This is a genomic window from Psychrobacter sp. PSi21 (genome assembly GCF_054960615.1).
Genome location: NZ_JBHNYR010000007.1, coordinates 60,146 through 81,949, shown reverse-complemented (window position 1 = coordinate 81,949; position 21,804 = coordinate 60,146). Strand labels below are relative to the sequence as shown.

Annotated in this window: 18 protein-coding genes and 1 tRNA gene; 6 read left to right on the top strand and 13 right to left on the bottom strand. The window is 47.4% G+C overall.

The genetic code is table 11. The annotated features are described in order from the left end of the window. Positions 1–133 precede the first annotated feature (133 nt). Complete coding sequence (locus ACFI32_RS06640; RefSeq protein WP_462625722.1) at positions 134–1,261, top strand: LysM peptidoglycan-binding domain-containing protein; 1,128 nt, start codon at positions 134–136, stop codon at positions 1,259–1,261. Positions 1,262–1,560: 299 nt separating this feature from the next. Here the strand turns inward: ACFI32_RS06640 and ACFI32_RS06635 are convergent, their stop codons facing one another. From ACFI32_RS06635 to gatC, 13 genes are all read right to left on the bottom strand, one after another. After that, entirely contained in the window at positions 1,561–2,505 is a 945-nt protein-coding gene (locus tag ACFI32_RS06635) for a DUF1853 family protein (protein WP_462625721.1), read from the bottom strand. Between the two features lie 424 nt (positions 2,506–2,929). Next, on the bottom strand, positions 2,930–3,943 hold the full coding sequence (locus ACFI32_RS06630) for a hypothetical protein (protein ID WP_462625720.1): 1,014 nt from the start codon (positions 3,941–3,943) through the stop codon (positions 2,930–2,932). Positions 3,944–5,636: 1,693 nt separating this feature from the next. Continuing rightward, positions 5,637–8,072, bottom strand: coding sequence for a DUF927 domain-containing protein (locus tag ACFI32_RS06625; protein ID WP_462625719.1), 2,436 nt, complete (start codon positions 8,070–8,072; stop codon positions 5,637–5,639). A 107-nt stretch (positions 8,073–8,179) separates the two neighbouring features. Beyond that, positions 8,180–8,770 (bottom strand): hypothetical protein, encoded by a 591-nt coding sequence (locus tag ACFI32_RS06620; protein ID WP_462625718.1) that lies wholly within the window; start codon positions 8,768–8,770, stop codon positions 8,180–8,182. Then, positions 8,763–9,299, bottom strand: coding sequence for a hypothetical protein (locus ACFI32_RS06615; RefSeq protein ID WP_462625717.1), 537 nt, complete (start codon positions 9,297–9,299; stop codon positions 8,763–8,765). The genes ACFI32_RS06620 and ACFI32_RS06615 overlap by 8 nt, the downstream gene beginning before the upstream one ends. After that, complete coding sequence (locus tag ACFI32_RS06610; RefSeq protein WP_462625716.1) at positions 9,296–9,556, bottom strand: helix-turn-helix domain-containing protein; 261 nt, start codon at positions 9,554–9,556, stop codon at positions 9,296–9,298. Before ACFI32_RS06610 ends, ACFI32_RS06615 begins: the two co-directional genes overlap by 4 nt. 3 nt (positions 9,557–9,559) lie before the next feature. After that, positions 9,560–9,856 (bottom strand): helix-turn-helix transcriptional regulator, encoded by a 297-nt coding sequence (locus ACFI32_RS06605; protein ID WP_462625715.1) that lies wholly within the window; start codon positions 9,854–9,856, stop codon positions 9,560–9,562. Positions 9,857–9,979: 123 nt separating this feature from the next. Beyond that, entirely contained in the window at positions 9,980–11,113 is a 1,134-nt protein-coding gene (locus ACFI32_RS06600; RefSeq protein WP_462625714.1) for a hypothetical protein, read from the bottom strand. A 116-nt stretch (positions 11,114–11,229) separates the two neighbouring features. Further along, entirely contained in the window at positions 11,230–12,471 is a 1,242-nt protein-coding gene (locus ACFI32_RS06595; protein WP_462625713.1) for a tyrosine-type recombinase/integrase, read from the bottom strand. A gap of 163 nt (positions 12,472–12,634) precedes the next feature. After that, positions 12,635–12,711, bottom strand: a tRNA-Pro gene (locus ACFI32_RS06590). Between the two features lie 117 nt (positions 12,712–12,828). Next, positions 12,829–14,337 carry an Asp-tRNA(Asn)/Glu-tRNA(Gln) amidotransferase subunit GatB gene (gatB, locus tag ACFI32_RS06585; RefSeq protein ID WP_462625712.1) on the bottom strand — a complete coding sequence of 503 codons (1,509 nt, stop codon included), beginning with the start codon at positions 14,335–14,337 and terminating at the stop codon, positions 12,829–12,831. After that, complete coding sequence (gene gatA / locus ACFI32_RS06580) at positions 14,337–15,833, bottom strand: Asp-tRNA(Asn)/Glu-tRNA(Gln) amidotransferase subunit GatA (protein WP_462625711.1); 1,497 nt, start codon at positions 15,831–15,833, stop codon at positions 14,337–14,339. The genes gatB and gatA overlap by 1 nt, the downstream gene beginning before the upstream one ends. A 65-nt stretch (positions 15,834–15,898) precedes the next feature. After that, positions 15,899–16,213 carry an Asp-tRNA(Asn)/Glu-tRNA(Gln) amidotransferase subunit GatC gene (gatC, locus tag ACFI32_RS06575; RefSeq protein ID WP_462625710.1) on the bottom strand — a complete coding sequence of 105 codons (315 nt, stop codon included), beginning with the start codon at positions 16,211–16,213 and terminating at the stop codon, positions 15,899–15,901. A gap of 553 nt (positions 16,214–16,766) precedes the next feature. On the opposite strand from gatC, the gene ACFI32_RS06570 reads away from it, so the two are divergent. From ACFI32_RS06570 to ACFI32_RS06550, 5 genes are all read left to right on the top strand, one after another. After that, positions 16,767–17,795 (top strand): rod shape-determining protein, encoded by a 1,029-nt coding sequence (locus ACFI32_RS06570; protein ID WP_462625709.1) that lies wholly within the window; start codon positions 16,767–16,769, stop codon positions 17,793–17,795. Positions 17,796–17,852: 57 nt separating this feature from the next. Then, complete coding sequence (mreC, locus tag ACFI32_RS06565) at positions 17,853–18,734, top strand: rod shape-determining protein MreC (RefSeq protein ID WP_462625708.1); 882 nt, start codon at positions 17,853–17,855, stop codon at positions 18,732–18,734. Between the two features lie 34 nt (positions 18,735–18,768). Then, positions 18,769–19,254: a rod shape-determining protein MreD gene (gene mreD, locus ACFI32_RS06560; protein WP_462625707.1), complete on the top strand. Its 486-nt coding sequence runs from the start codon at positions 18,769–18,771 to the stop codon at positions 19,252–19,254. A 36-nt stretch (positions 19,255–19,290) separates the two neighbouring features. Further along, a complete protein-coding gene (locus ACFI32_RS06555; RefSeq protein ID WP_462625798.1) occupies positions 19,291–19,962 on the top strand; it encodes a Maf family protein in 672 nt (223 codons plus the stop codon). Between the two features lie 154 nt (positions 19,963–20,116). Then, entirely contained in the window at positions 20,117–21,703 is a 1,587-nt protein-coding gene (locus tag ACFI32_RS06550; RefSeq protein ID WP_462625706.1) for an Rne/Rng family ribonuclease, read from the top strand. The last annotated feature ends 101 nt before the right edge of the window (positions 21,704–21,804 follow it).

Below are 21,804 nucleotides of genomic sequence, written 5' to 3'. Positions count from 1 at the left end.
GGCAGACATAAATAAAAATATGCTTTATAATCAATGTGTTTTGACAAAGTATAGACTGTTTTGATAAGCGGAAGACGCAGAATTGACTGCGTTTGACCATGTAACCTGATTACCGACGACGAGATGTGAACGAATGAATTTTTCGAGACAAGCCCTATTGGGCATGGGTATGATTATTGGTGGCAGCGTGATGCTCTACGCCGTGGTAAATCAGGTTACTACCTCCAATACGCCGCCAGCTGAGCCTGCCATCGTCGAACCAGCCGCCGCGCAGACAAACGCCCCTAAGCCATTGACCACGGATGTCGAGACTGAAAAGCGTCTGCTGGCTCAAAAACAAAAAGAGCGTGCTGCCCGCGTGGCTGAGCAAGAAAAACGCGCGCAGTTGTTTTTAGCAGAGCAAGAAGCGGCAGAAGCCCAAGCGCTGGCCAAGTCGCGTGCTGAAAACCAGCAATATGTTGAAAACAGTGCCTCTATTGGCGGTGAAAGTGATAGCCCTGAGGCTGCTGCACAAGAAGAAACGGCAGAAAAAACAGATGAGAGTTCAAAAGAGCCAGAGCTTGCAAAACCAATAGTACCAGAAGCCTCGCAAATTGCAGAGGACAAACAAGACGCCAAAAAAGCGGCTGAAGAAAAGGCAGCCGAAGCCAAACGTGCTGCTGAAAAGGCAAAACAAGAAAAAGAGCAAACTGCTAAAAAAGCTGAACCTGCACCCAAAGATGGCTATAAAGTCCAAAGTGGCGACGTTCTCGGCAAAATTGCGCGCCGATATGGCGTGTCGGTTGCCGCATTGGCACAAGCCAACAACATGTCACCCTCTGATTCGCTCAAAGCGGGTAAAACAATCGTGATTCCCACGCCAAGCGAAACCAAAGAGCTGGAGCGCAAAGCAGAAGCGGCCAAAAAAGAACAAGAAGCTGAGCGCAAAAGACAGAAAGAAAAAGCGTTGGCAAATAAGTCAGAAGCCTCCAAAGCTAAGGCGCAAGAAAAACTGCGTGAAGCGCGTCAAGAAGTCAAAGAGACGGATGCCAAAGGCAGCTTTGGCGTTCAAGTGGCTTTAGCAACCAGCCAAAATGCGGCAGATGATGTGGCTAAGAAATTCGAGGCAGCAGGCTACAAAGTCAAAACCAGCCGTACCAGTCGCGGGGTACGTGTCGTCGTTGGCCCTGAGCGCGGCAAAGTGGCCGCTCTCGCGCTAAAAGACAAAATCAATAGCGATCCTGAGGTCAAAACCACCAGCGCATGGGTGTTGTACTGGTAGGTTCTCTACTGGCAATCATGGTTGTCTCGGCACAAAAAAACACGGCTCAAATGGTCGTGTTTTTTTGTGCCTTTGTTTTATAAAATCAATAGATACTAGGGCGTGTGCCTAATTCAAACGTTTATCACTAAATGGGCTAAAAATGGCTAAATTATTGGCAGTACAGACATGGCTATCATACGCTTTCACACTGAATAGATGATAAGTATAGAGAGGCCTAGATATGAGCTAATGCAAGTGAGTGAGGATGAGTAAGTATCAACCACGCATTTCAATTAACTATTTCTGATAAATGGTGTTCATACGGGTTGGGTGTGGTTTTGGCTAGATTTACCAGCAGGCGGATAAATCACCAATGGTCGCCCATCTTCAAAATACAATCCCGTTCTAGGCGGCGCGTCTTCCTCCCATATTATGGGTGGCTGGCGTGTGTCATAAAAGTCCCGCCGCGTAAACCATTCAACATAGCGTGCGCGGCGTAGGCGGCTGGTATCGATGTGATGAAGATCGTCGTTATTGTCTCTGTCATACCATCGGTGTAGCGGAAAATCCCCCGCCATCCAGTCAGGCCGTACAAAGTCAGTCACGCCCTGAGGCAAAAAGAACCGTCCTTTAATCACCCCATAGCGTTTATCAATTATCACACGCCCATAGTCGGCAATATCAACCCAGACACTGCTGAATTGCTTGGTCTGCATGTGCGTCATCTTACGCTGTAGGTTGTCTCTTGAGTTGATACCGACCCAGTTGATTGGCTCAAACGGATAACTGCCCATAAAAAACTTAATCGCCAGCTCCCAATGCTCGTTGGTCTGTGCTGCATGGTTGTATAAGATCAAATCCAGCTCGCCTGCGGTCTGTTTGCCGCGAAACAGCTGTACGTTGCTGGCCAGCAGCTCATAAGAATGTGTACCGCAGGTAAAGCCATCCTCAAGCCAAAAGGACAACAAGCCCTCAAAGTGAAAACCCAAACGACTTGGGCTGGGGCGCGACATGAGGTAGCGGGTTAACGCTTGATAGGCATTGGTCGTATCCAGCTCTGTGAGTCGCTGCCCATACGCCTCAAATTGGGCGTGCCAAAAGCTGGGCGGATGTACCTCGACTTGGTGAGTATTATGATGCGGTGCAACATCAAGCCATGTGGTCAGCACGTCTGGGCAGGATATGACGTATGCCAAGTCACGGACAAAAGGTCTTTGGTAACGCTCCCAAGGGGCGGGCGGGACAGTGGCAAGCTCGGTCATAGGGCAACCCAAATCATTAAATCAATGAATGAAACCTTACCGTACCCACTGCGCCGCCTAATGTCTAGAGGCGGCAGGTAGCGTGGGTATGGACTGCGTAAGGGTAGTCAGCGGTTTTGTTATATGGGCATGATCAGGGTGATATTGTGAATGGTAATGTTGATATCGTTTGGAAAAAAAAGATAGGGTACGAGAATAAAAATCAGCTTGGCTAGTAACGGCGATAGCCATTGCCATAGTTTGGTTAACAGATGGCGGGGTTGATTTGGGGTGTTAGGGTTGGTCATGTCCAATAGCTCCATATTATGCCGTGACGGTGGGTCACGGCTTATATGGTTCTATGATATTCCTTGGCTTCATCTGAGAAAATTCCCGAACCCCAGTGTTTATTGATATAAACGGGAGCTTTATGTGTTTAGGGATATTACTTCTTCATGATTAGGGATATTTCATCAGAAGTATTTTTTGAGGGTTTACCGCCTTTTTTTGCATAATCTGGGGCGATATCTGATAGCCAGCCTCTTATAGCTTTGTTATCAGGGAGTAAACTAGGTGCTACATTATGCATTACGTGTCTTATCTGCTGCACCATATCACCCGTTCTAATCATCTTATTGGTATCCATACTCCAAATATAATTAGCAAGTGCTTTACTTGTAGAAATAATGTAGGCTTTGTCAACATTGTATTTGAAAATACCTTGTAACTGAATATCATCAATTGGTTGGTTTGCTAATTTAGCCTTGGCTTGTGCAAGTTGATCTTCAAGATCTGTTATTCTCGATTGAAGTTCTAATGTAGATACTTCATTCCTTCTATATTTAGTCATCGTTAATGCTAATATTTCATCATAAATAATTGACTTGGAAATTCCAACTGGTGAGTGATATCCATATTCTTTAGTGCTAGGTTCTACATCTTCAACTGTAAAATGGTCTTTTAAACCTATTAATTTAAACAACTTTTGATTTCTTGATTTTTCAGCTTTCACTGTATCATTACTGTAAACTGTATAATCTAGACTACTAGAGCTTTTTAAATCTAAATTTAGTTCTTTTATAAATGAAATTTCTTCAAGCGCATCTATACTGTAGTAAAAATCAATCCTGATTGGTACATAAAAACCTAAGTCGTCATCAGTGCTCAAGCAATCATCAAAAAATTCATTACAAAACATCATATAGTTAAAAAAACCATCTTTTGTAATCTCCCGAAGTAGTATGCCAGTTTTATATTCGCAACAAATATCATCATAGTCATAGATACGATAGTGACGATCAATATAATACTCGCACACTTTTTCATCAAAATAATTGTGTAGCAGAAATGAAGCTATATCTTCAATTGGATCTCCCAACTTGTGAGATATGTAACACAAAAAATCTTTAGGTGTAATATACCTGCTTGCTTTCTCTCTTGCCTCATCTAATAAACCCACATTTACACCTCTATACCTTGAAAGATTAGTTAGAAATCAATACCAGCTTAACAGTACGTGAAAGGCTATCATTTCGTTCGGGTAATTACTTTTAGCCTTGCAAAATCATGATCTGTCCAACTCAAACCAATGTATTTTCTTAGTATAAATACTTCTGCTAGCCGTGTGCCAAATTTAAGCCAAAAAAAAGAGCCAGCAACCTAAGTTACTGACTCTTTTTAATATTTGGTCGGAACGGCAGGAAGTAAATATTAGTTATAAGATACTGTTTTATATAGATATTAATTTATAAAAATTTCTCAATACCAACGATAATACCAACAATTGATTTTGATAAGGCTATTTTTGGGGCTGTTTGCTTCTGCTATCGCTATTAATTTGTAATTGCTCGCTATTGTTATTTTTTAATATTACTCAGCATCAGGGTGTTAAGCATTTCACACCCTTTCATGGGGTTAATTTGGTAACGGCTGCACGCGCTCGATTAATACCGCGTTTATGCGTGCAAATATGGCGCGTTTTGTGCGCGTTAATTCTCCCCACTGGGGGTTATCTCCTAAATTTCCGCCATTGGTGGATATTGGCTGTGCTGCCAGCCTTGCCGTTTTATTGCCGTTCTGTGCGCGCTTTCTCAGTCTGACCTATATAAATCTATACCGAAAAATACCCGCTTGATGCGCTAATGCCTCGGATAAGTCCAAAGCTGGACGCATCTTAGGTGATGATTTTGCTTAACTTCCGCCATTGGCGGGGATTAAATGCCAGAAAAGATATATCCAAAAATGGGGGCATCTATTTACATTTACGGCTTGCCCTAGTTTTATTGATAGCCATCTGCTATAGGCTAATATTGATAAGGGTTTGCGCTGTTTTCATCGCCATTCGCTTTTTGTTTCTCGTATCACTAGGTAAACCTAAATGCCGCATTTGGGTGCTGTGTCTGTCCTCATTTTGAGGCTGGGATATAGCATCTTTGGTATTCCGCATTTGGGGTGAGCTTGGTAGATATGCTACTGATTGCCACCGTAAAATTGCGTTGGCTGTGCTTCCTGCTTCCATGATCGCGCTATTTCCTGATTTCTTTTTAAAGCAGTCCGAAAAACCTTAACCGCTGCTTTGGGTGGTGGTGTTCTTGCTTCCTTTTGTGCGTGCTTTCTATGGGTGTCGTAGCGCCTACGCCCTCCCCAAAGTGGGGGAAGGGTTGAGATGCGCTCAGATTTGGGCGTATCTCTGATATACGGGTATCCCCAAAAGTTTGCACGTTCAGCCCCCAATGGGGGACGTATCTTAGATGGGGCATTGCTAGTGCTGCCCTTGCTCTTTACGGGTATTTGAGCCATTGGCGCTGATTTATTGATGGCGTAGGCTGTCATGGGTAGATGATCGGATTTGAAATCTAGGCAAGGTGGTATCTTTACACTATAAAAAAAGCAGACGATAAACTCCTACCTTTCATTATTTTTTACTGTACCTTATGTTTTTTAACGGGACAGACGGGACAAGCGGGACAGCCCCCGTGGTTATTGGCTTTCAGCCGTCCCGTTTGTGTTTTTCGCTACGGGACAGAACGGGACAAAGTGTTATATTATAACAATCCTGTCCCGTTTGTCCCGTTTCCGTTTTTGCTTGCGGGACAGCGCTATCCCTTGCTGTGTAAGGGCTGTCCCGTCTGTCCCGCTTGTCCCGTTAGTTTTTAAGATTCACAGCAAAGTATGTTGGCAGTAACCGCGTAAACAGACGGGCGCACGTTGCCGCTAAATAAGGTATTTGGCGTTTTGTAGGTTTTACGGTCGCCCTGATTTAAGAGTAACAAGCCCGCATCATCTAACACCTGCAATACCTTTCGCTTATTAAAAGGCGAACATACTTGGCTAAAAGTTTGGGTAGAAAAGTAATAGTCCCCTGTGTCCTCGTTGCGATAGCCTACACGGTTGGGTGTTCTTTCCTCAAAGTTTGGGCGGCTGCTGGTGGTCTGAAAACAGGGCTGAAAGCGACTTGATCCGTGCTGTTCAATAAACGCTTTGATATGCTCTATGATTTGGCGCTGCTCATGCTCACCATCACGCCCATAGTTATCAAGCCAATTATTTAAACAAATCATAACGGCTGTCGTTGCCTGTCCTGCTTGCCAGCCTGTTATACCTGCCTGTGTTGCCAGCTCTCCAGCTGCGCCCACGATAGCGAACCGTTTAGCCACTCTATGCGCCTGTGCTGTCAGGTCACTGTACTGGCTCATAAAGTTATCAATCAGCGTCCTTGCCGCCTCTGTGGTGGCTGTCTTATCGCTGGTGATATGCTCAAGCCATGCTATGCCAGCCGCGCCATAATGAGCGCGTGATAATTCGTTGATCCTATCGGCTTGTGCTGCGCCTGTTGTTCCCAGTACCAAGCTATCAAAGGTTTTTAAGTCTTTGCCAGCATCAGCATCAATGTGAGCCACCCGAACCTCTATACCTGCATTGGTTTTTTGTCCCGCTTGCGCCATGAAGTTTTGTAGCGACTCCTCACCATTGGACAAAAAGATAATGCGCCACTCTTTGGCTAGGCGATTGTGTCCCGTGGTGGTGCTGCGTCCTTTACCTTGACCATTAGCCAGCATATAGACGGTCTTACCGACTATCTTAGGATCACATTCGCTGATCTCATCAAGTGGCAGAAAACTGTCGTTGTGCTCGCTTGCTGTGCCCTCTAGGGCGTTGTCAGTGCTGCGCCACGTTTTAACGTACCTATCAGGGTTGCCCCACACGCTAGCCGCCACTTTAAGCGATAGGGATTTACCCATACTTGATGATCCTAAGAGGTGAAAACCGCCGCCATCATATTCTAGTAGCTCCAGTAATTGCCCAGCAAACGCGCAAGCAATAGAGAAAACAAAACGGCTTTGTTCGGCTAAAGGTTTGCACAACTTATCACGCCACTGGGCAAGCTCTCCTTGCTGGGATAGGGTGCTATTGATGGCATGGGCAGACTGATAAACAATCAGCTGCTTACCATCACTGCCTATTGCCCTGTCAGGTAGTATGTATTGCTTTTCATGCCAGCCCAGCTTATCAACACATAACGCCCGTTTGTGAATTGGGTAGTTTTGAATATAGGTGTCTAAGTAGCTGCGCTGTTTGGGGTTGGTGGTAATATTCAAGCCTTGGCTGGCAAGCTCTTTGCGGTATTCCCTTGCATCACCTTGTAATAGTGCTAAAGGCATTGACCACTTATGAATGATACCGTCATCATCACGCCACTGTAGCAGCCGCCCCCATGTTCCGCTGGCTGTGTCCCGTGTCTTAGCGATAACCTCTATAGGCGAACACACAAACGCCTTAAACTTGAAAGTTATGTTTGCTGGGTCATCAAGATTATATTTCACGAAAAATAGCCCATCATGGTAAAGCTCAAAGCGACCATCAGCATAGATCATAGGTTCATTCATCTGCGGATCATCTCGCCATTCAGGATAGTATGCCGTATCTTGCAAGCTGATTAATTGGGTGTCATCAGCGGACAATATGGCATCATAGCTACCACTTTCTAGCATAGTGATGATATGAGCCACCGTAACCAATGCTTGCGCCTTTACGCCTGCCAGTAGATTTATCAAGCCCTTATCATCAAGTGTCATCGGTACGGTAACCTGTGATCCGCTGCCCCAGTGCTGCACCATCTTTTTAAGGGATTGCTTTGTTTTTTGTGGGCTGACAATGATTGTCTTATCACTACCCATTAGGTAGGTATAAGCCTCAATACCGTCATCTATATTATTGAAAGCGATCACTTCATTGGCTTTGTTTGGCTCACCAATGACGATAGCGCCATAACCTGTAGGATCAATGACAATGGGCTGTGCTTTGCTGTTTGGTGTGTAGAATATCGCGCCTACTGTACTGCCTTGCTTGTCTTGCAGTCTTAGGGCGATTGTGCCCGCCGTGGCTATCACAGACGCATCATCTGTAGTAAGATTGTCCGTGACACTTATTAAGCTGTGGGGCGGTAATAGTCCGAACAACTGGTTTAATAGGTGATCGTCTGCTAGCCCTTGCTGTGGGGCATCGTCAAAGCTGTTGAGCATGTCCGAAAAGCCTGCGCTAAATGCGCGGGCTTTTTCATGGGTGTTTGTTTGGGTTGAGGTGGTCATTTATTCCCCCTTAGCTGGTGACTGGTTCGGCTTACGCGCTGCCTTATACTTTTGGTAATGGCGTTTGCGCTTGGCGTGCTTGCGGCTGTATTTACTAGATGGGCGGCTCATAGATCGCCCACCTTACCGAAGCGTGTCTTTGCTAAGGTTTTATTGATGCTCTCCAGTTGGTCAGTAAGTAGGTTTGACCATGTGCAAGTGGCATCATGGGCAAGGCGTGCCATAGACTTGGCGGCTTCACCCTCTATCCTTTCATAATGGATAAGCCCCAGTAAGTGACCAATATCATTAATGACATTGATTGCCCCATATATATCATCTGCGATATGTGAGAAGTCAAAGGCAGGTATAACAATTACTTCCTTATCATCATCAGCGCTGGTATCAATCACCTTGCGGCTGGGCGTGCCTGCCATGTTAAACAAGGTGGCCACCGCTTGCCGATTGGCTGGCGTGTCGTGGAATAGTGACGGCAAAGCATCGTTAGGTAATACGCGCCCATCACGGTAAAAGCCGTGGCTATTATCACCATGTCGGATAATCAGCCTTGTGCTGTCCTTATCGCTGCCATTAAGGTAAAGCGTATAGCTACTATCACCGATAGACGGGCATAGCACGCTATCGCCTGCCTTAAAGGTGGCTGGTGCGTGGTTGGTCATGGTTTGGGTATTGGCGGTGGTATTGATTGACTTAGGCATGATGATTGCCTCCTGTTATTTTTTGAGTGAATGCCACGCTATACGGTAAAAGTATAGGGTGACGGGTCTTACTCTCGGTCTTAACAGTGACCGCCCCGCATATTCGCCTTTCGGCTGTTGTATTTTGCAGCGTCAACCCGTCATAGTCGGTCGGCAAGGGGATTGCCTTAGATATGATGGTTTGCCCCCTTGTGGCGCTGTTATATGCGCGTGGGGCTGTGCTTGATTGTATAGTGACAGCTTGAGAGGCTGCGCTATTATCAGGCACAAAAAAAGCCAAAGGTTTACGACTTGGCAAGTCGCTGTTAAGTTTTGAGAGGTCTATATAGTAACCGCTTGTGCCATCTGCTGCAATCAGTTTCGCAGGGGCAGGCTGGCAGGCAGTAATCCAAAATACCAGTGAAGCAATGCCCAGCCATAGGGCAAAGGTCACTAGGTAGGATAGTATGCCGTTGGTTTGTGCTTGTGGCTCACCGTGTGCCCCGTGCTGGGGCTCTGGCGTGGTGTGGGTGTGCTGGTGCTTGCTCATGCTGCCGCCCCTTTAGATAGGCGCTCAGCGTCATCTATCCAATACTCTGCATAGTGTTTGCCGCTGTCACTGGTCACGATTTTACTTTTAATAGGTTCGCCGCTGGCGCGTAAGTCACTGATACGCTGGGCAAGGCAGGTAATGCGGTATTCCTCAAACGCCTGATAGGTGCTGATTGTCTTGCCAGCCAGTAGGTGCGCCATGATGATCTGGCAGTAAGTTTGTTTTGTCTGCTGTGGATTCGTCTTAGCTGTCATGGCTTATACCTCGCTGCTGGTTGATGCAAGGTTGTTTAGCCATTGATGCACGTCTGCATAGCGCCATGCGGTCATGGTGGGGGACAGTTTGACGGGGGCAGGGAAGCGCCCATCTTTTGACCATTCAAACAAGGTGGTTTTGCTAAAGGGTAGAAATGGCAGAATATCTTTGGCGCGTCCCATGCCCGTTACCGGCATCTGTATTGCCTCAGAATGCGCGGTAACGGGCTGGGTGTCGGTTGGGGTGCTGCCAGTAAAGGGAATCACTGGGGCTGGCTGGTGTGGGTGTAGGTGTGTCATTTTTAACTTCTCCATATCGTATGATTTGTATCGCTGCGTTGTTCTGCGATATGAATAGAATAGACAACAAAAAACCCTCTAAATAGAGGGCTTACGGGCTGTAAAAGGTATTTAACGGGGTGTTTATTCCGTGATAGGTAATTGTTTTTTGAACAAAAGGTCAATATTTACTTTTTGCTTTTCATCATCACTTTGTCTGCCTTGTTTAAAACCTAAGTTTTTTAAGTGATTATCGTACAAGGTGTCATATGTTACCGTTAAATTATTAGCTTTATCTTGCTGTTCATCAGCTAGTACAAACGCTAACTCTTTCATGTATGGCACTATATAGTTAGCTATATCGCCTTTTCTTAACTTGCCTTTGTAGTCTAGATCAATCAATACAGTGGCAAGGCTTCTATTAAACTGCTTGATAGCCTCTTTCTTTATATTGTGAATATCAGTGTTTGACTGTGTAATGCTATCAGCTGGCCTGTCTGCCAGTGCTGCATTAGCTTGTGCTAATTGGTTCTCAAGGTCTGATATTCTTTTTTCTGCTATCTGTTGAGTTAAAGCTGTCTTTTTCTTTATGCTTTCAAAGTTGCGTTTGCAGTAGTCGTAATCTGACTCAAGATTTTTATAATCTACTGATAACCTATCTAACTTATTTTTGCATTTCTCTAGCTCCTCTCTACTACTTTCATATAGCTTCTCTCGGATTTCGTAAAGAGCTTCAGGTGATCCTTTCTTGTTGAATAGTTCTTGATATTGGGCTTTGAGCTTCTCGTTATCAGCTCTCAATATGTCATATTCTTTAGGCAATCCTTGAAAAAAAGCTAACTCGTCACCCTCGCTTGTGTAGTCTGCATCTGTTATATCGGGTGACTCAGTATTAAATATTACTTGTTCAGGTAGCTGCATACCTAAATTAATTAGCTGTTCTACAAATCTCTTTTTGCCAAAACCTAGCTTATAAATTGGATTGCCTGTTCCAATACTTTTATGGTCAATACACTCTTTTAATTCATGAATAATAGACTCAAAAGTAATATAAGGTTCGCAAGTTGATTGCTCGTAGCTACTGCATACATACACGGCTTTAACTGAATGTGGGGTAATCAGTAGTAAATAAGTCTGCTTTCTTAGAAATGAGCTTGTTACAAGTTCAAAGGCTTCTTGTAGAGTACCTTTGCCATGTTCCGATACAAAATAAACGCTATCAAAAATTGATATGAACTGTTTATCTTTACGCTGTTTTTGCTGTTCAAAAAAACTCACATTCACACCCTTACACCCTTTAATCAAAATAGGTGCAAGGCAGTGACAGCATAAGGGTGTGTAAATAGCTGTCGTTCGGGTAATTAGTCCTAGCCTTGCATAGTTGGTGCTAAGCCTTAGCCTAGCTTTTGTTTGTGTTGTTTGAAGTCTGCACGGATCAGGTTGTCCAGCTTGCCAGCGTAAGCGTTATCAATGAAATTTGCCCAGTCATTCATCATGTCTTTTCTATAGGGTAGGTGTTGCGCTCCGTTGTATGCCTTGCTGATCTTGTTTTCTTTTTCATGTGCTAGCTGTAGCTCTATCGCTTCGTGCATGTATTCCTGTTCGTGTAGGGTAGTGCTGGCAAGTCCACGGAAGCCGTGCCCTGTCATACGTCCTTTATAGCCCATGCGCCATAGGGCAGTGATAAAAGCATTGGTACTGTAGGGCTTACGGGTTGAGGTATTAAAGAAAACGTATTGATCCGAAAAACCTAGCGCCTTGATCTGCTCCAGTATCGCCATTGTTTGCGGTGCAAGTGGTACTAGGTGTGGTCTATCCATTTTCATTTTATCGGCTGGTATGCGCCATACCTTATCTTTGTAGTCTATTTCTGACCATTCCATGAAGCGCAATTCTTGAGTACGCACAAACGTATAGCATAAAAACCACAAGCCCAGCTTCACCAATAGATCACCATCATAGGCGTTAATATCTTGAAGTAGTCTAGGTAATTGCTGGCTGGTCACACGGCTATGGTGCTTCACCTTATGCGGTTTTAGTGCTTCGGTTAAGTCGTTGGCTGGGTTGGTATTGGTTAAGCCCTCACGTATGGCTTGCTTGAATATCTGCCCTACTTGACGCATTGAACGCCTTGCCATGTCACTAGCGCCCCTCGCTTCGATAGCTTTACCGATAGCCAAAACATCGGGCGCGGTTATGTCCTCTATATTCATGTGACCAATGACGGGCTTAATATCGCGCTGGTACTGTGAATAGTCACGGCTATAGGTGGTAGGGGCTATGTGTGCCTTGCGGTCATCATGCCAACGCTGGGCTAGGGTATCGAACGCCCTTGATCCGTCATTGTCGGCTTGTGTCTTTTTCTTATCGTCTTTAGGGTTTACGCCATAGGCTATCAAGCGTTTGATCTCAATATTGCGCTGCCTTGCGTTCTGTAGGCTCATGACTGGATAAGTGCCAATAGTTAAGGTTTGTTGTTTGCCTTGCCACCTGTAGGCGCTGATCCATGACTTCACGCCCGTATAACGCACCCATAATTGCAGCCCGTTACCGTCACTATGCTTGTCAGGTCGCTTTGTCTTAATAGAGGTGGGGCTGGGTGATAGCTTATTGATGGCGGTATGAGTTAGGGGCATGAATCTATCCTTTGTTGGTATTGTCCATGTTGGTACTGCTCAATACCAACAATAATACCAACATTCTATATAGAACGCCATACACCTATACAATAGTGAAAACCCAAAAAACGCCCAAAATAAAGGGCATACGGTCTATGACGGTATGCCCTAATATTGTGTTTGGTCGGAACGGCAGGATTTGAACCTGCGACCACTACACCCCCAGTGTAGTGCGCTACCAGACTGCGCTACGCCCCGAATGACTGACTATTTTACGCAAAATCGCACATATTGCAAGGGTTAATTATCACCCGCTGCCAGATGGCCTTTTTTGCCTGCATAAAATCCAGTCATATAGGACACAGCAGAGCAAGACTAGCCCAGCAGTTCTTTGAGGACTTGGTTGACTTGCTGCGGGTTGGCACTGCCGCGACTGGCTTTCATCACCTGACCGACCAAGCCGTTAAAGGCTTTTTGTTTGCCGCCACGATACTCTTCGACCATCGTTTGATTGTTGGCGATAACTTCTTCGACCATGGCCTTGATCGCTCCTGTATCGGTCTCTTGTTTGAGGCCTTTTTCTTCGATGATTTTGTCCGCTGCATCATCGGTATCGCCGCCTTCACGTTCATAGAGCGCGGCAAAGACTTTTTTCGCCATTTTGCCAGATAGGGTGTCGTCATTGATACGCTTGAGTAGACCTGCCAGCTGCTTGGCACTGATCGGGGCATCGATGATGTCTTTGTCATCTTTATTGAGTGCGCCGAGCAAGTCGCCCATCACCCAGTTGGCCGCGATTTTGGCATGTGCGTCGCTGATATCAGCAACCACGTCTTCAAAGTAGTCCGCAATCTGGCGGCTACCCGTCAAGATACGCGCATCATATTCAGACAAACCCAGCGCGGTCTCAAAGCGTTCGCGGCGCGCGACAGGCAACTCAGGCATGGCCGCTTTGATCTCATCGACAGTATGCTGCTCAATACGGACAGGCAGTAGGTCAGGGTCGGGGAAGTAGCGATAGTCGTTGGCGTCTTCCTTGGTACGCATGGTACGCGTCTCATCCAGCTCAGGGTCATACAGCATGGTGGCTTGTACGACCTTGTCGCCATCTTCGATAATATCGATTTGGCGCTCGATTTCACGCTTGATGGCGCGCTCGATAAAGCGGAACGAGTTGAGGTTTTTCAGCTCGGTACGTGTGCCCAGCTCAGCGCCTGGTTTGCGTACAGAGACGTTACAGTCGCAGCGGAATGAGCCTTCAGCCATCACTGCATCTGAGATGCCAAGCCAAGTGACCAACTGATGAATGGCCTTAATGTACGCCAATGCTTCATCGGCAGAGCGCATATCAGGCTCAGAGACGATTTCGATCAGCGGCGTGCCTGCGCGGTTTAAATCCACTCCAGTCATGTTATCGACAGCGTCATGTACCGACTTGCCAGCATCTTCTTCTAGATGCGCGCGGGTGATGCCCATGCGCTTGGGATATTCGTTTTTCTCACCTTCATTCACCATCACATCGATGTAACCGCGCCCAACAATGGGATTGGCCATTTGCGTGATTTGATAGCCTTTTGGCAAATCAGGGTAAAAATAGTTTTTACGATCAAAGGTGTTGAATAACCCCAGCTCAGCATTGACGCCAATGCCGAATTTTAGGGCGCGTTCGACCACGCCTGCATTGAGCACGGGCAATACGCCGGGCAGGCCTAAGTCAACGATACTGGCTTGACTGTTTGGCTCATGACCAAAATCAGTGGGCGCGCTTGAAAAGATTTTACTTTCCGTATTGAGCTGGCAGTGAATCTCGATACCAATGACCACTTCGTAGCCATCGACCATCAAATCCGTACGGACGCTATCGGTTGTGTTTGCTAGAGTCATTATACGGTCTCCTTCGCGATGAGCGAGCGTTGTAAGTGGTGATCAGTGTGCTGCTGGAATAGATGCGCGGTGGTGAGCAGTTGGCTTTCTTGCCAATGCTGACCAATCAGCTGCAAGCCCACAGGTAGGCCGTCATCGGTCAAGCCAACAGGCTGACTGAGTGCAGGCAAGCCTGCAAGGTTGACGCCGATGGTGTAGACGTCGCCCAAGTACATGGTGGCAGGGTCTAGGTTGTCACTGAGTTTGTAGGCGGCGGTTGGCGCGGTTGGGCTGGCGATCACATCACAGTTGGCAAAAGCGTCATCAAAGTCTTTGATGATCAAGCGGCGCACTTTTTGCGCTTTGGTATAGTAAGCATCAAAATACCCAGCCGATAGGGCATAAGTACCCATCAAGATACGGCGCTGTACTTCAGGGCCAAAGCCTTCAGAGCGGGTACGCGTGTACAGGTCGATCAAGTCTTTTGGGTTCTCACAGCGATAGCCAAAGCGCACACCATCAAAGCGTGATAGGTTTGACGACGCTTCTGCAGGGGCGAGCATGTAATAGGTGGCAAGGGTGATTTCAGGATCAGTGATGTTCACCTCAACGATTGTTGCACCCAGCGCTTCATACTGTGTCAGTGCGGCGCGGACCACTTGCTCTACATCAGACGCCAAACCAGTGCCGAAGTATTCTTTTGCCACACCGATACGCAGGCCTGCCAGCGGCTTGTCGCTTGCTTTGGCTTGGGCGTCTTCGATGTCTTGCACATAGTCGGGAATGTCATGTTTGATCGAGGTGGCGTCGTGTGGGTCATGGCCGACCATTGGCTGGAGCAAATAAGCGCAGTCTTTGGCGCTGTGACCCATGGTGCCTGCTTGATCCAAGCTTGAGGCATAAGCGATCATACCAAAGCGTGATACGCGGCCATAAGTGGGTTTAATACCTGTCAAACCACAAAATGAGGCAGGCTGACGAATCGAGCCGCCAGTATCGCTACCAGTGGCCACAGGTACAAAGCCTGCCGCGACGGCTGCGGCACTACCGCCTGATGAGCCGCCCGGTACACGGTCAAGATCCCAAGGGTTATGCACCGCGCCATAATGCGAGCTGCCGTTGTCCGAACCCATTGCAAACTCATCCATATTGAGCTTGCCCAAGCTGATCATACCTGCTTCATCTATCGCCGACACGATGGTGGCATCATAAGGGGCGATAAAGTTGTGTAGCATTTTTGAGCCGCAGGTGGTGAGCACGCCACGAGTACAAAAGATGTCTTTATGCGCCATAGGGACGCCGAGTAAAGGACGGTTGTCGCCTTGCAGACGCATGTTATCGGCAGCGCGTGCTTGGGCGCGTGCAGTATCCGAGGTATGAGTGATAAAGCTGTTGACCTTGCTATCAAGGGCCTCAATACGCTTTAAATAGTGTTCTGTCAGCTCAAGACTGCTGAACTGCTTGTCTTGTAAACCAGTAATCAGCTGCTCAGTGCTTAGATGATGAAGCTCAGACATAATGTGTCGTCCGTCAAAGTATAAGAATGAAAATAAAAAAAGGGGTGAAATCTGCGGTTATCGCATTATTCAATCACTTGCGGTACCAAATACAAACCAGCTTCTACGTTTGGTGCCATCGATTGATTGCGCTCGCGGTCGATTTCGTGATCGGCAAAGTCAGCGCGCAGCTCTTGGCAGGCTTCATGAATATTGGCAAGTGGGGTCAAGTCATCAGTATCAACAGAGGCAAGCGTCTCCATCAAGCTCAATATCTTGCTGATGTCATCAGCGTAGCTGTCAGCGGTGCTTTCATCCACACCCAGACGCGCCAGTTTGGCAACTTCGAGTATTTCTTGGCGACTGACATTGCTGTCAGCGGTTGAGGGCTGCTGTGACATAGTCTCTCCAGTTTGGGACAGTTATTATTTAAACAATTAAAAGGGGAATGTGGTTCAACACAATGGTTGATAAATCAGCCACTTTACTTATCAATGACAAAGTGTGGCGATATTCGCTGTTTATTATAAAGCATCTTCGGTCAGTTTACAGAGCGTAGGCCGAGCAAGTGACCAACGTTTTGTGCTGGCGGGTGATTATCCCTAAGATGGGGTGATGAACCATACATTTTTGCCTACAACGAGTGCTCAAAGCATCATTGACAGACAAGCCGTAGTCAATGCGGCTCATTACCTTGCACAGTTTTGCGGGTTACGACCACATAGCGTCGTCTGCGCCATTTAGTACAAAGCTTGTATCCACAAGGCCAAAGCGCTGTGTTTTCTATGTTGAACTCAGTATAATTTAGCGCAATTTTATCATTATTGTTGGGCTTTGACTTGTTGCAAAAGTAAACTTTCGCTACAGTGAGTGTCTGATGACGGCTATTTAACACCTACGAATAACGTCTTATTTTTTGATCTGCATCACCACAAGACGCTGGATACTGAAGTCATGAATCTGCTTGGATTTTTATCAAATAACATTGCCATCGATCTTGGCACGGCCAATACCTTGGTATTCACGCCCAAAAAAGGCATTGTCCTTGATGAGCCGACCATCGTCGCCCTGCGCACCAGTCGTACTGAGCGCCCAAGTGTGGCTGCCGTTGGCGTCGATGCCAAGCAAATGCTGGGGCGTACTCCAATGAATATCACTGCCATTCGCCCTTTAAAAGATGGCGTGATTGCCGACTCTGAAGTCACCGAAGAGATGCTCAAATATTTTATGACTAAGGTTAAAGCAAAGCGTCTGTTTGCGCAGCCGCAGATAGTCGTTTGCGTGCCTTGCCAGTCTACCTTATTTGAGCGTAAAGGCATTCGCCGTGCTTTGCTGTCTGCAGGAGCCAGTAAAGTGTGGTTGTTAGAAGAGCCGATGGCTGCAGCGATTGGCGCAGGCTTGCCTGTGCATGAGGCCAGTGGCTCAATGATCATAGATATCGGCGGCGGGACGACAGAGATTGCGATCATTGCGCTGTCAGGCTGCGTCTATGCTGAGTCGGTACGAATCGGCGGCGATGCTTTTGATGAGGCCATCATCACCCATGTGCGCCGGCATCACGGCTGCGTTATCGGTGAAACCACCGCTGAGCGCATCAAAATAGAAGTCGGCACCGCGCTGGATAGCGATGAGCCGTTATCGATTGAGGTACATGGACGTAGTATGGCAGAAGGCGTGCCAAAAACCCTAACCGTCACCTCAGGTGAGATACAAGAAGCGCTTGCTGACCCACTGCGCGGTATCATGAGCGCCGTCAGATCCGCACTGGAGCAGACGCCACCTGAGCTGTCTTCCGACATCGCCGAGCGTGGCATTGTGTTAACGGGCGGCGGCGCGCTACTACATGGTATGGACAAGCTGATTTCAAAACAGACTGGACTGCCTGTGATTGTCGCCGAAGAGCCGCTCACCTGCGTGGTACGCGGTGGTGGTCTGGCGCTTGATTACATCAAGGACAAACGTCTCAATACCATCTTTGTTTAAGCCAATGCACTCACCAAGTCAGATACCAAGTCAGCTTATGCGTACCTCAGAGACCTTATGAATTTAGAGACCTTCTCGCGTAAGCGCTTATCTAAGCGCGGCATTGGCATTGCGCTGATTACCGCGTTGGTACTGATGTGGTTTGACAGCAAAAATCCCGCATGGTTTGCACCGCTACGGAGTCTCAGCCATGCTGCTATGCAGCCTATCTATCAGCTGTCTTTACTACCCAGCTATACCGAACACTGGGTCAGCGGTAGCCTGCGATCCAAAGAAGCCCTGCGCCGTGAAAATATCATGCTTAAGTCGCAACTGATGCACGCCCATGCCAAGCTGCAACAGCAAGATTATATCTTGGCAGACAATGCGCGTTTGCAACGAATCTTGTCTACCACTACTGCTAAGCAATTTGACATGAATCTGGCTCAAATCATCGGTACAGACACCAATATGCGCAAACAAGTCGTCGTGCTGAACAAAGGCGAACATGACAAGGTGCAAGTGGGACAGACCGTGATAGATGAACGGGGTATCTTGGGTCAAATACTAAATGTCTATCCCAATACCAGTCGGTTGCTGCTACTGACAGATGAGCAGCAGTCGGTTGCAGTGACCATCAAGCGCACAGGGCAAAACGCTGTAGTGACAGGTAAAGGCAACCCGCAGTCATTGCAGCTTGACTATATGCTTAAGACAGCAGACGTACGCGTCGGTGATGAGCTGGTATCCTCAGGTTTGGGCGGGCGCATCGTCGCTGGCTATCAAGTAGGGCGCGTATTGCGCATTGAGGATGATACAGATAGCGATTTTCAAAATATCACGGTGGCACCTGCTGCTGATTTTGTAGACAGCGCTTATGTGTTGATCTTACAAAGCCCATCATCGCCATCCACTGACGGGGCAGCCAGCCGCGCCTTTGCTGCCAATACTGAGTCATAAATCGTTTTGGGCATATGTTTATATAGGCGTACTGATGACATATTTTGACGCTAAGTACAGCACCACGCAGCTGCTTTTGACCATGATGATCAGCTTTTTATTGGCGGCAGCAGTAACGATCTATCCGCTAAGCGCAGAGTGGGGCAGTTGGCGTCCTATGCTGCTGCTGATGGTACTCATTTTTTGGCGCTTATATCAGCCGCGCTATATTGGCGTTTTTGCCGCCTTTATCATAGGGCTGATGGCTGACTTGTTGATGGATACCCGCCTCGGTCAGCAAACATTTGCTGCCGTATTGGCAGTTGTGACGCTCAGTATCACCCACCGCAAAACTCAATATTTATCTTGGTTGCCAGCATGGCTACTGGCAGCGCTTGGACTGAGTATTTTTCAGTCCAGCTTATGGCTGATACAGTCTATTGAGCAGCCGGTAATGACAGAGCATCCTATGCAGTCATTATTGACCAGCATCGGATCATGGCCGTTATTATTGCTGCTATTGCGCCGCTTTACAGCCTAATCCATTCAAAACCCATTTTTTAAAGAGAAACAGATCATTATGATAATACTCGCTTCAGGATCGCCGCGTCGGCGTGAGCTGCTGGCAAGCGCGCAGATCGACTGTACCGTCATGAGCGTTGATATTGACGAGACGCCGCAGGATGGTGAGCATCCTACTGACTATATTCAGCGTATGGTTGCCACCAAAGCAGAGGCTGCTATTACCGCACTATGCCGCGACGACAGTCCATGCGCCATAGCAGAGCAGGCCATACCAACCGTACTGACCATTCTTACTGCCGATACCATCGGTGTATTACCGGATGGTCTGACTGTGTTGGTCAAGCCTGAAGACAGCACGCATGCCTATCGTATGTGGCAACAGATGTCAGACGCCACGCACCAAGTATGGACTGCAGTGCAAGCAACTCAAGTACGTGTTGAAGCAAATATGCAAGGTGACACTGTGGCCGAAGTGATGTGGCAGCAGCGTTTTATTGAACGTACCGATGTCACTTTTGTGCCGCTGACTGCAGAGATGATGACAACATACTGGGCAACGGGTGAGCCTGCTGATAAGGCTGGTGGTTATGCCATTCAAGGTTTGGCCGCGGCGTGGGTGACGCGCATCAACGGCAGCTATACCAATGTGGTCGGCCTACCATTGGCACAAACCCTAGCACTACTTAATGATGCCAAAAGACAGGCATTTACGAATGCACATTAAAAAAACCAGCATGGCGTGCTTGGTTGATATCAGTGCTGCATCATAGGCAGCATCTGGTAGATTTGTTACACTGTTAACGCATCAAATGCGCTGTCAATTGCGACTGGCAGCATCAATTTGACCCCCTATCATCAACAATAAGAGAAGAGGCACTATGTCTGAAGAACTGCTTATCAATGTTAGCCCTATGGAATCTCGCGTGGCAGTGTTGGACAACGGTGTGCTCAGCGAAATTTATATTGAGCGGCATCATAAACTGGGACTGGTGGGCAATATTTATTTGGGAACAGTGGTACGAGTTCTGCCAGGCATGCAGGCGGCCTTTGTTGATATTGGTCAATCAAGAACCGCATTTTTACATGTTAATGACATGCAGCGTCCGCAGCCTGTCGCCAGCAAGCCCAAGACCGTCAGTAGTATTCCTGAGCTGACCAGTGACCCTGATACCGACGTTGACATCCCAGTCATGCCGCCAGTGGTCAGCACAAAAAGCACCGAGCTGGTTGCCGTTGCCAGCAGAAACCTGATTCAGCACCGCCTACACGAAAGCCAGCGTATTCTTGTGCAGGTCACCAAAGACCAGCTGGGCAGTAAAGGCGCACGCTTGACCACCAATATCTCGCTGCCATCACGCTATTTGGTATATCTACCATCCAGTACCCATATTGGTATTTCACAGCGCATCGACAGTGAAGAAGAGCGTCACCGCCTAAAAACTGAGCTTGGCAACTTGATGCAAACTGTCAATCTAAAAGGCGGCCTCATCGCCCGCACCGCCGCCGAGCGCGTTCCCGTCGAAAAGCTCGAAGAGGATATCTACTACCTTTTGCAGTTGTGGCGCACCGTTTGTGCCCGTCGCCAAGAGATCAATCACCATCAAAGCTCAGAGCTGATCTACCAAGAGTTGTCACTGCCACTGCGCTCCCTACGTGACCTCGTACATGCAGGTACCGAAAAAGTCGTCGTGGACAATGCCCAAATTTATGCGCAAGTGCGTCACTTTGCTCGAGAGTTTGTACCTTTCGTCTATGATCGCATTACCCACTATACCGCCGAGCCTGCGCTGTTCGACGTTCACCGCGTCGAAGAGGACTTACGTGACGCGCTAAAACGCCGTGTGGATCTCAAATCTGGTGGCTACCTGATTATCGATCAGACCGAAGCCATGACTACCATTGACGTCAACACAGGCTCTTTTGTCAGTGGCCGCTCATTGGAGGATACGGTCTACAAAACTAACTTGGAAGCCACACATGCCATTGCCCGTCAGCTACGCCTGCGTAACCTTGGCGGTATCATCATTCTCGACTTTATCGATATGCTTGAGCAAGAGCACAAAGATGACGTACTGACCAGCTTGCAAGAGCAGTTGACCCAAGACTATGCCAAAACCAATATTACGCAAGTCAGCGAACTTGGCTTGGTTGAAATGACGCGCAAACGGACGCGTGAATCCCTCGGTCAGCAGCTGTGTGAGCCATGCTCCACCTGTCAAGGTCGCGGCTTTGTCAAAACTGCTGAGACCGTCTGCTTTGAGATATTCCGCGAAATCATGCGCTGCGCCCGTACCTACAACTCACCCAAAAAATTCACCGTCGTCGCTCATGCGGCAGTGATTGACCTGCTGCTGACTTCAGAGGCGGATACAGTAGCCGACCTAGAATATTTACTGGGTCGCGTCATCACCTTTGAAGTTGAAAACCTATATACCCAAGAGCAATATGACATTGTTCTAGACTAAGTAAATAGATACAACAACGTTGATAACAAGCCAAAAAAGCTAAGAATATTGAGCTTTTGGCAGCACCGTTCTCAAAACTGCTGCTCAGATAGTCCTTGCAA

Bases quoted from the DNA above. Each gene is read 5' to 3' on its own strand.
- mreC (WP_462625708.1), top strand. From the start codon at position 17,853: ATGAATTTAGAGACCTTCTCGCGTAAGCGCTTATCTAAGCGCGGCATT.
- ACFI32_RS06620 (WP_462625718.1), bottom strand. From the start codon at position 8,770: ATGCCTAAGTCAATCAATACCACCGCCAATACCCAAACCATGACCAAC.
- ACFI32_RS06635 (WP_462625721.1), bottom strand. From the start codon at position 2,505: ATGACCGAGCTTGCCACTGTCCCGCCCGCCCCTTGGGAGCGTTACCAA.
- ACFI32_RS06610 (WP_462625716.1), bottom strand. From the start codon at position 9,556: ATGACAGCTAAGACGAATCCACAGCAGACAAAACAAACTTACTGCCAG.
- ACFI32_RS06570 (WP_462625709.1), top strand. From the start codon at position 16,767: ATGAATCTGCTTGGATTTTTATCAAATAACATTGCCATCGATCTTGGC.
- gatA (WP_462625711.1), bottom strand. From the start codon at position 15,833: ATGTCTGAGCTTCATCATCTAAGCACTGAGCAGCTGATTACTGGTTTA.
- gatB (WP_462625712.1), bottom strand. From the start codon at position 14,337: ATGACTCTAGCAAACACAACCGATAGCGTCCGTACGGATTTGATGGTC.
- ACFI32_RS06640 (WP_462625722.1), top strand. From the start codon at position 134: ATGAATTTTTCGAGACAAGCCCTATTGGGCATGGGTATGATTATTGGT.
- gatC (WP_462625710.1), bottom strand. From the start codon at position 16,213: ATGTCACAGCAGCCCTCAACCGCTGACAGCAATGTCAGTCGCCAAGAA.
- ACFI32_RS06615 (WP_462625717.1), bottom strand. From the start codon at position 9,299: ATGAGCAAGCACCAGCACACCCACACCACGCCAGAGCCCCAGCACGGG.
- ACFI32_RS06605 (WP_462625715.1), bottom strand. From the start codon at position 9,856: ATGACACACCTACACCCACACCAGCCAGCCCCAGTGATTCCCTTTACT.
- ACFI32_RS06550 (WP_462625706.1), top strand. From the start codon at position 20,117: ATGTCTGAAGAACTGCTTATCAATGTTAGCCCTATGGAATCTCGCGTG.
- ACFI32_RS06625 (WP_462625719.1), bottom strand. From the start codon at position 8,072: ATGACCACCTCAACCCAAACAAACACCCATGAAAAAGCCCGCGCATTT.
- ACFI32_RS06595 (WP_462625713.1), bottom strand. From the start codon at position 12,471: ATGCCCCTAACTCATACCGCCATCAATAAGCTATCACCCAGCCCCACC.
- mreD (WP_462625707.1), top strand. From the start codon at position 18,769: ATGACATATTTTGACGCTAAGTACAGCACCACGCAGCTGCTTTTGACC.